Annotated in this window: 6 protein-coding genes; all 6 read left to right on the top strand. The window is 38.3% G+C overall.

The window, feature by feature from the left end; genetic code table 11:
• Positions 1–353: 353 nt before the first annotated feature.
• The 6 genes from HMPREF3034_RS09275 to HMPREF3034_RS09250 all read left to right on the top strand — a co-directional run bounded on the left by HMPREF3034_RS09275 (position 354) and on the right by HMPREF3034_RS09250 (position 7545).
• Positions 354–1451, top strand: a complete 1098-nt coding sequence (locus HMPREF3034_RS09275) for a hypothetical protein (RefSeq protein ID WP_062435080.1) — start codon at positions 354–356, stop codon at positions 1449–1451.
• Positions 1452–1680: 229 nt separating this feature from the next.
• A complete protein-coding gene (locus HMPREF3034_RS09270) occupies positions 1681–3000 on the top strand; it encodes a UDP binding domain-containing protein (protein WP_062435076.1) in 1320 nt (439 codons plus the stop codon).
• 3 nt (positions 3001–3003) lie between these two features.
• Complete coding sequence (locus tag HMPREF3034_RS09265; RefSeq protein ID WP_062435073.1) at positions 3004–4056, top strand: NAD-dependent epimerase/dehydratase family protein; 1053 nt, start codon at positions 3004–3006, stop codon at positions 4054–4056.
• Positions 4057–4437: 381 nt separating this feature from the next.
• Entirely contained in the window at positions 4438–5691 is a 1254-nt protein-coding gene (locus tag HMPREF3034_RS09260; RefSeq protein WP_197421758.1) for an oligosaccharide flippase family protein, read from the top strand.
• Between the two features lie 76 nt (positions 5692–5767).
• Positions 5768–6613: an arginase family protein gene (locus HMPREF3034_RS09255; RefSeq protein ID WP_036899646.1), complete on the top strand. Its 846-nt coding sequence runs from the start codon at positions 5768–5770 to the stop codon at positions 6611–6613.
• A gap of 26 nt (positions 6614–6639) precedes the next feature.
• The gene (locus HMPREF3034_RS09250; protein WP_082721755.1) at positions 6640–7545 is read left to right on the top strand and encodes an ATP-grasp fold amidoligase family protein; all 906 of its coding nucleotides are present in this window, start codon (positions 6640–6642) and stop codon (positions 7543–7545) included.
• Positions 7546–7679: the final 134 nt, after the last annotated feature.

The raw sequence follows: 7679 nt of genomic DNA, 5'->3' as shown, positions 1-7679 counted from the left end.
GACAAAGAATTGATGCTGGCCTTGACACTTTTTCGTCAAATGGGAAGGCGATTCGAGAATTTATTTCCCATTTTTTATTTCCACTGGCTTATATATAGCGATTTTTATGTAAATTTGCAAGGTAGATACTGTTTTATCATGTGAAAACAGTATGTAAAGAGATAGAGACACAAAGCCACTATGAGGTGAAAATGCAGCGCAATCAGCAAATTTGATTTGTGAAACATTGAAACCCGTAACTGGACAAACATACACACACAGATAGTATGAATTTATGAACAATGTTATTGTAAAATTGGCATTGTCATCCCAGGTGATGGCAGACAACAGTGACATAAAGTAGCGGAGAGGTTATGAAGCAGGATTGCACGGTTTCTCAGTCTACAGCCGACGAAACAAAGTGTTTTCAGACATCTGAGAACAATGAATTTCCAAAGGGCACACACGTTTCTGAGCCAGACGAAATGACTGGTTCAGCGATAAAGAAGTGTTCGCAGGTGAAAGATAACTGCACATCATGGAGTTATCTTTTTGTACACAATCAAAAAGTAAAGTCGATAGAAGAACAGCTAAAGAAAGATGGACTAACCCATTTTGTGCATAAGACAATAAAATATGTTCCACGTCACAGGAATAGAGGTGGAATGCGCGAAGTGGAAACCCCTACTGTAAGTGGACTGATATTCTTGCAAGGCGACCCTAAAAAAATACAGTACTACTTAGATAGAAACGTAAATTCATATAAACTCTGTAAGAATTGTAGTACAGGAAGGATAGCCACTATCACTTGCAACCAAATGGAGCCATTTATGCGTGTGGCAGAAACCGAGCCAGAACGTCTCCGCTTCCTTCTTCGTCCTTTTGTCTATTATTCCAAGAACCGTACCCTACTTCGCATTGTGACTGGTGAATATGCCGGACTCGAAGGTTATGTAATCCGCATAGCCCGAGACCGCAAGCTCGTTATGGATGTCGGTGGAATGGCAGTAGCCTTATCAGGTGTACATGCTGAACGTTTTGAGGAAGTAAACAAGAACGAGGCAGACAAAAAAGAGCGAGAGTTATTCTACAAGCGCAACTTGCATGAGCGCAATGCCTTTATCGACCGCTATTTCCACCAAGTGAAGACTGCACAAGAGGTCGCAGCGCAAGTGGAGAATATAGATATATTGCGTATTCAGACAATCAAGGATGTTGAATCCAAGAAATTGGACTTGAAAGACGCTTTCGATACTTTCTACTTTATGATAGAAGAAATTGGCTACTATTATGCTCCTTTTATCGACTATTTTAAGGACGAACTGAGACCCATATTTGAAGTAGGAAGAACCGTAAAGGAAGAGATGGAGAAAGCGATAAAGATATTCAAGGACAGCGATGAAGAACTGCATAATCGCTGTGAAACAGAATTTGAGGCGTTGCAAAACAACTACGGCTATCTGTTTGAATAGTACATCTTAGAGAAATAAAATGGAAATCGATTTCTTCGCATATCGCTACACGCTGCAATCTGTCCGTATAGAATGTCCGTGCCCTACTACAACCAATAAAAAGAATTTTGAGAGGAGAAGAAGTAATACAAACAAATCTTGTTATAAATACTTCAAGATAAATACTTGTATCGATACAATATATCAAAATCAACAATAGGAGAAAATAGAAACTAAATAAAACAAATATATGCGTGATTTCAAAGACATTAAAGTCGCAGTGGCCGGTACTGGCTACGTGGGACTGAGCATAGCTACATTGCTATCACAACATCATCATGTAACAGCAGTAGATGTAATCCCAGAAAAGGTTGAAAAGCTTAATAATAAGATTTCTCCTATTCAAGATGATTATATCGAAAAGTATTTGGCAGAGAAGCCATTGAACCTTGTCGCCACTCTTGACGGCAAATCAGCCTATGCAGATGCTGATTTTGTGGTGATTGCTGCTCCTACCAATTACGACCCTGTAAAGAACTATTTTGACACATCGCACGTAGAAGAAGTTATCGACCTCGTGTTGGAGGTAAATCCCGATGCCGTCATGGTCATCAAGTCTACCATTCCTGTTGGCTACACCCGTAACCTCTATTTAAAGTATGCGCAGAAAGGAGTTAAGAAGTTCAATCTCCTCTTCTCTCCAGAATTCCTTCGTGAGAGCAAAGCATTGTATGACAATCTCTACCCCAGCCGTATCATAGTTGGTTATCCTAAGATTATCAACAATCCAGAGTTTGAAGCAGAGAACAACGCCATCGAGTCGGTTACTAATGTAGATATGCTGATTGATGCAGCTAAGACTTTTGCTACTCTTCTGCAAGAAGGTGCCATCAAAGAAAACATCGACACCCTCTTTGTGGGTATGAAGGAAGCAGAGGCAGTAAAACTCTTTGCTAATACTTATCTCGCCCTTCGTGTCAGCTACTTCAACGAGCTTGACACCTATGCTGAGATGAAAGGTCTCGACTCAAAGGCTATCATCGAGGGTGTAGGTCTCGACCCACGCATCGGCACACATTATAATAACCCATCATTCGGCTACGGTGGCTACTGCTTGCCTAAGGACACCAAGCAACTCCTTGCCAACTATCAGGATGTCCCACAGAACATGATGTCGGCCATTGTAGAGTCCAACCGCACACGCAAGGATTACATCGCTGATGCAGTGCTCCGCAAGGCTGGCTATTACGCAGAAAATGGTCAATGGGATGCAAGCAAAGAGCACGCTTGTGTCATCGGTGTCTATCGCCTAACAATGAAATCCAACTCCGATAACTTCCGTCAGTCAGCCATCCAAGGCATCATGAAGCGTATTAAGGCTAAGGGTGCTGAGGTTATTATCTATGAGCCAACATTGGAAAACGGAACAACATTCTTCGGCAGCAAGGTGGTTAATAACCTCGATGAGTTCAAGGCTCAGTGCAAAGCCATCATCGCCAACCGCTTTGATGACTGCTTGACAGACGTAGAAGAGAAAGTTTATACACGTGATATTTTTAGAAGAGACTAAGCAATGGTAAATCACAATATAAATATTGAAGGCAAAACTGTTCTTGTAACAGGTGCAGCAGGCTTTATAGGTAGCAACCTTGTAAAGCGTCTTTTTCATGACGTGCAGAATATTAAAGTAATCGGTATAGATTCTATTACCGATTACTATGATGTAAACATCAAATACGAGCGTCTGAAAGAAATAGAAGCATTAAACCGTGACTGGACTTTCGTTCATGCTTCTATCGCTGATAAAGAAGCAGTAGAGAAGATATTTGCAGAGAATAAAATAGTTGTTGTAGTAAACCTAGCAGCACAAGCAGGTGTACGTTATAGCATCACCAATCCTGATGCTTATATTCAGAGCAACCTTATCGGTTTCTACAACATCCTTGAAGCATGCCGTCATCACGAAGTAGAGCATCTTGTGTATGCCTCTTCATCTTCAGTATATGGCAGCAACAAGAAGGTTCCATATTCTACAGACGACAAGGTAGACAATCCTGTATCTCTTTATGCTGCAACCAAGAAGAGTAATGAACTAATAGCACATGCCTATAGCAAACTCTATAACATCCCATCTACAGGCTTGCGTTTCTTTACAGTATACGGTCCTGCAGGTCGTCCCGATATGGCATATTTCGGCTTTACCAATAAGCTTGTTAAAGGTGAAACCATCAAGATTTTCAACTACGGCAACTGCAAGCGCGACTTTACGTTTGTAGACGATATTGTAGAAGGTGTAGTTCGTATCATGCAGCACGCCCCCGAGAAGCAGAACGGTGAGGACGGTCTTCCTATCCCTCCATACAAAGTATACAACATCGGTAATAATTCCCCCGAAAACCTCCTTGACTTCGTAACCATCCTCCAAGAAGAGCTTGTACGTGCAGGAGTCCTTCCTAAAGACTACGACTTTGAAACCCACAAGGAACTTGTACCTATGCAGTCTGGTGATGTGCCGGTTACTTACGCTGATACAACACCTTTGGAGCAAGATTTTGGTTTCAAGCCAAACACAAGTCTAAGAGAAGGATTAAGACGCTTTGCCGAATGGTATGCGAAATACTATTGATAATTCTTCTGATTTACTTAAAAACCGGCGTAATGGATATTTGGTAGGCTAAAACACGAGAGGTTTCAGCCTACCAAATATCCATTACGCCGGTTTCGATAAGTGAGAACAATGAAAGCTTGCTTTTAAATTGTCGAGCGAAGGATTTTCGTGCCAACGAGAGCAGAGCCAAACTTGTTTAAGCTATGCCGAGTGTAGCCGAAAATCACTTGCGTGTAAAATGTATGAAATAGTTAATAAACATGTGATTTTTTAAAATCTCAATATATAGGCACTTGCAAAAGTGCCTATACAAAGGGCTATGCCTTAAATTGAGTACTAACAGTACAAACGTACTTATAATGTATAAATAATTAAGATCACGTACTTAGATGATTAATAATGAACAGATTATCAGAAATAAAAAAGAAAATAAATAGTAATAAGGACGGTAAAACCGTCTTTGCAAATTTCGGTTATTTGTCTTTATTGCAAATAGCTGGTTATGTGTTCCCATTGATAACAATGCCGTATCTTGCACGTGTGATAGGTGCAGATGGCGTTGGAAAGATTGCATTTGCATCAGCTATTGTTGTATGGATTCAGACAATATCCGATTGGGGATTTAACCTTATTGCAACTCGTGATGTTGCGCAAAATCGGGCGGACAAGGAGAAGGTTTCACGTATTTTCAGTAATGTATTATGGGCAAGATGCCTATTGACTCTTTTTTCTGGATTATTACTGCTGATAGCAGTTCTGGCAGTACCTTACCTTCGTGAGAATGCTGATATAATCTTTGTTACTTTTTTATTGGTTCCTGGTTACATTCTATTTCCTGAGTGGTTTTTTCAAGCAATAGAACGGATGAAATACACCACTATTTTTAATCTTCTCATAAAGTTGATATTCACAATATCTGTATTTATATTTATACATGAAAGGGAGGATTATTTAATACAGCCTCTTTTGACTACAATTGGATATTTATTATGTGGTATAGGAGCTTTATATCTCATCTTAATGAAGTGGGGATATACTCTATATAGCCCCCAATGGGGCGAGTTAACAAGAACCATAAAAGGCAGTACAGACGTATTCATAAATAATCTGATGCCCAACCTTTACAATAGCTTCTCAGTAATGCTCTTAGGTTTCTTTGGAGGTGCAACAGCTAATGGCTTATATGATGGTGGAAATAAATTTCCTACTATCTTTTATAATTTTCAGTCTGTTCTTTCAAGGGCATTTTATCCATTCTTATCAAGACGTCTAGATAAACATTCTTTTTATGCAAAACTGAATATCGGATTAGCATTGATAGGCTCTATTTTTCTTATAGCAATATCTCCATTTGTCATTAAAGTAATGTTAGGAGATGAATTTGAAAAGTCTGTCATTGTAATGCAGATTCTATCCTTTTCTGTAATATTTCTTGCAATGGATTATACATATGGAACTAATTTCTTAATACTTAATCATAAGGAAAAACCACTAAGAAATCTAACCTTTGTTTCATCCATTTTAGGAATGAGTGTTTCGATACCCTTAGTTTATTATTTCTCATATATTGGTGCTGCAATTACTGTGCTTCTATGTAGAGGGGTGTTAGGAGTTGGTACTTATATCTTGGCAAAAATATATTGCCAAGGATAGTAGTATTGTATGAATAAAATACTTGCTATTTAAAAAGCAAGTATAGAAATTTTTTATATCAAAACAATAACATTTTATGAATTATATTGTAGCTCCGCAATGGTATGGAGCTTATAAAAAAGGACCAGAAGTTGGAGCATTGCGTTTGGCTCAATTATTTGAAAACGAAGGTTTGAAAGAGCTTTCATGTATATCAATACCCGACGAACGTCCTGGTGAAGATAGCTTAATGCCGTTCTTTAACGCTATTGATAAAGTAAATCAGGATATCTGCAATTCTGTTTATTCTGCCTTGTCATCTGGCAAGAAGGTGATAACAATTGGAGGAGACCATGCTGTTTCTTGGGGCTCTATTGCTGGTGCTTTAAAGCACAACCCAGAAGTAGGCGTTATCTATCTTGATGCTCATGGGGATTGCAATATTGCAGAGCGTTCAGCAAGCCACCATATACATGGAATGCATATGGCATATCTTATGGGATTTGGTGAGGCCAAATATGTTGGAAGGTATACAAAGAACATTCTGCCAGTTGAGAATATACTGTATGTAGGCGCAAGAAGTCTCGACCCATATGAGGTAGAGTTAATTAATAAGCATGGTATTTCAAGAATACCGAGTGATGTTATTAATTCGGATATCGTTGGGGCTTTGGAGACAATAAGCGGTTTTATGTCACGATTCAAGCAAATTCATATAAGCTTGGATATTGACGTACTTGACCCATCAATAGCTCCTGGTACAGGTGTACCAGAAGAGGGTGGAATAACAGAAGCAGCATTGCATGAACTCTTGAACTTAATTCTAAAAAATAATACTACTGTAAAGTCTATTGATTTAGTTGAGTATAATCCGCTTTATGACATTGATGAACGTACTGATAGGGTTGTAAAAAAACTTGTAAAAATATTAAGTCGTATATAAAATGTAGATATTAGAAATAATATAGTATGCAAAAAATAATCACTTACTTTAAGGAACCACAAAAGTTCTGCTTAGCAATTCTTACCCATTTTGGAACATGGCTTCCTGATGCTTTGTATCTAAAAATAATGTTCCGTTTAAAGATGGGATATAGCTTGGATTTAAAAAATCCCAAGACATTTAATGAAAAACTTCAATGGTTAAAACTGTATAATAGAAAGCCTGAATATACCAGAATGGTTGACAAATACGAAGCGAAAAAGGTTGCTGAAAAAATATTAGGAAAAGAATATATAATTCCAACACTTGGTGTTTGGGATAGATTTGAAGATATTGATTTTAGTACACTTCCTGACCGCTTTGTTCTAAAAACGACCAATGGAGGTGGAGGCGGAGGCGTTGTTATATGCCGTGACAAGAAGAAATTGGATAAGGCTTCTGCAGCTGAACGCTTGAATATTTCTTTAAAGACAAGTATTTATAAACACCTTAAGGAATGGCCTTATAAAAAAGTCAAACCAAGAATATTAGCAGAGGAATTTAAGGTTGACGAAAGCGGAGAGTTGCGTGATTATAAGTTCTATTGTTTTAATGGAGAGCCTAAAGTTTTTCTTGTGGCAAGCGAAAGATTCTCAGGACACCGCACCTACTTCGATTTTTTTGATATGGATGGAAATAATTTGCCATTTACTCAAGGAGGAAAGAACAATCCAGTAACTCCCCAACTACCTTCAACATTTGAGGAGATGAAGAAAATAGCTAAGAAACTCTCACAAGGTCTTCCACACGTAAGAATTGATTTGTATAGTGTTGATGATAAAGTGTATTTCGGTGAGTTCACTTTCTTTGATTCAAGTGGTTTTGAAAAGTTTACGCCAAACGAATGGGATGAAATATTTGGAAGTTGGGTTGTGTTACCCTCTAAAAGATAAAAGATAATGAAATTTTTCAAAAATCCTTGTAATGTTTATATATCTCTATTGGTATTTTATTCTATGCAGGGAACAATGATACCAACAGGAGGTACTATAGTTGTAACTATTCAGCGACACCTTGCACCTTAATC

The sequence above is a fragment of the Prevotella sp. DNF00663 genome (assembly GCF_001553265.1).
In the GTDB taxonomy this organism is placed as follows: Bacteria; Bacteroidota; Bacteroidia; order Bacteroidales; family Bacteroidaceae; genus Prevotella.
Note: the sequence above shows the minus strand (reverse complement) of the source record. Positions and strands in the feature narration are given on the sequence as shown.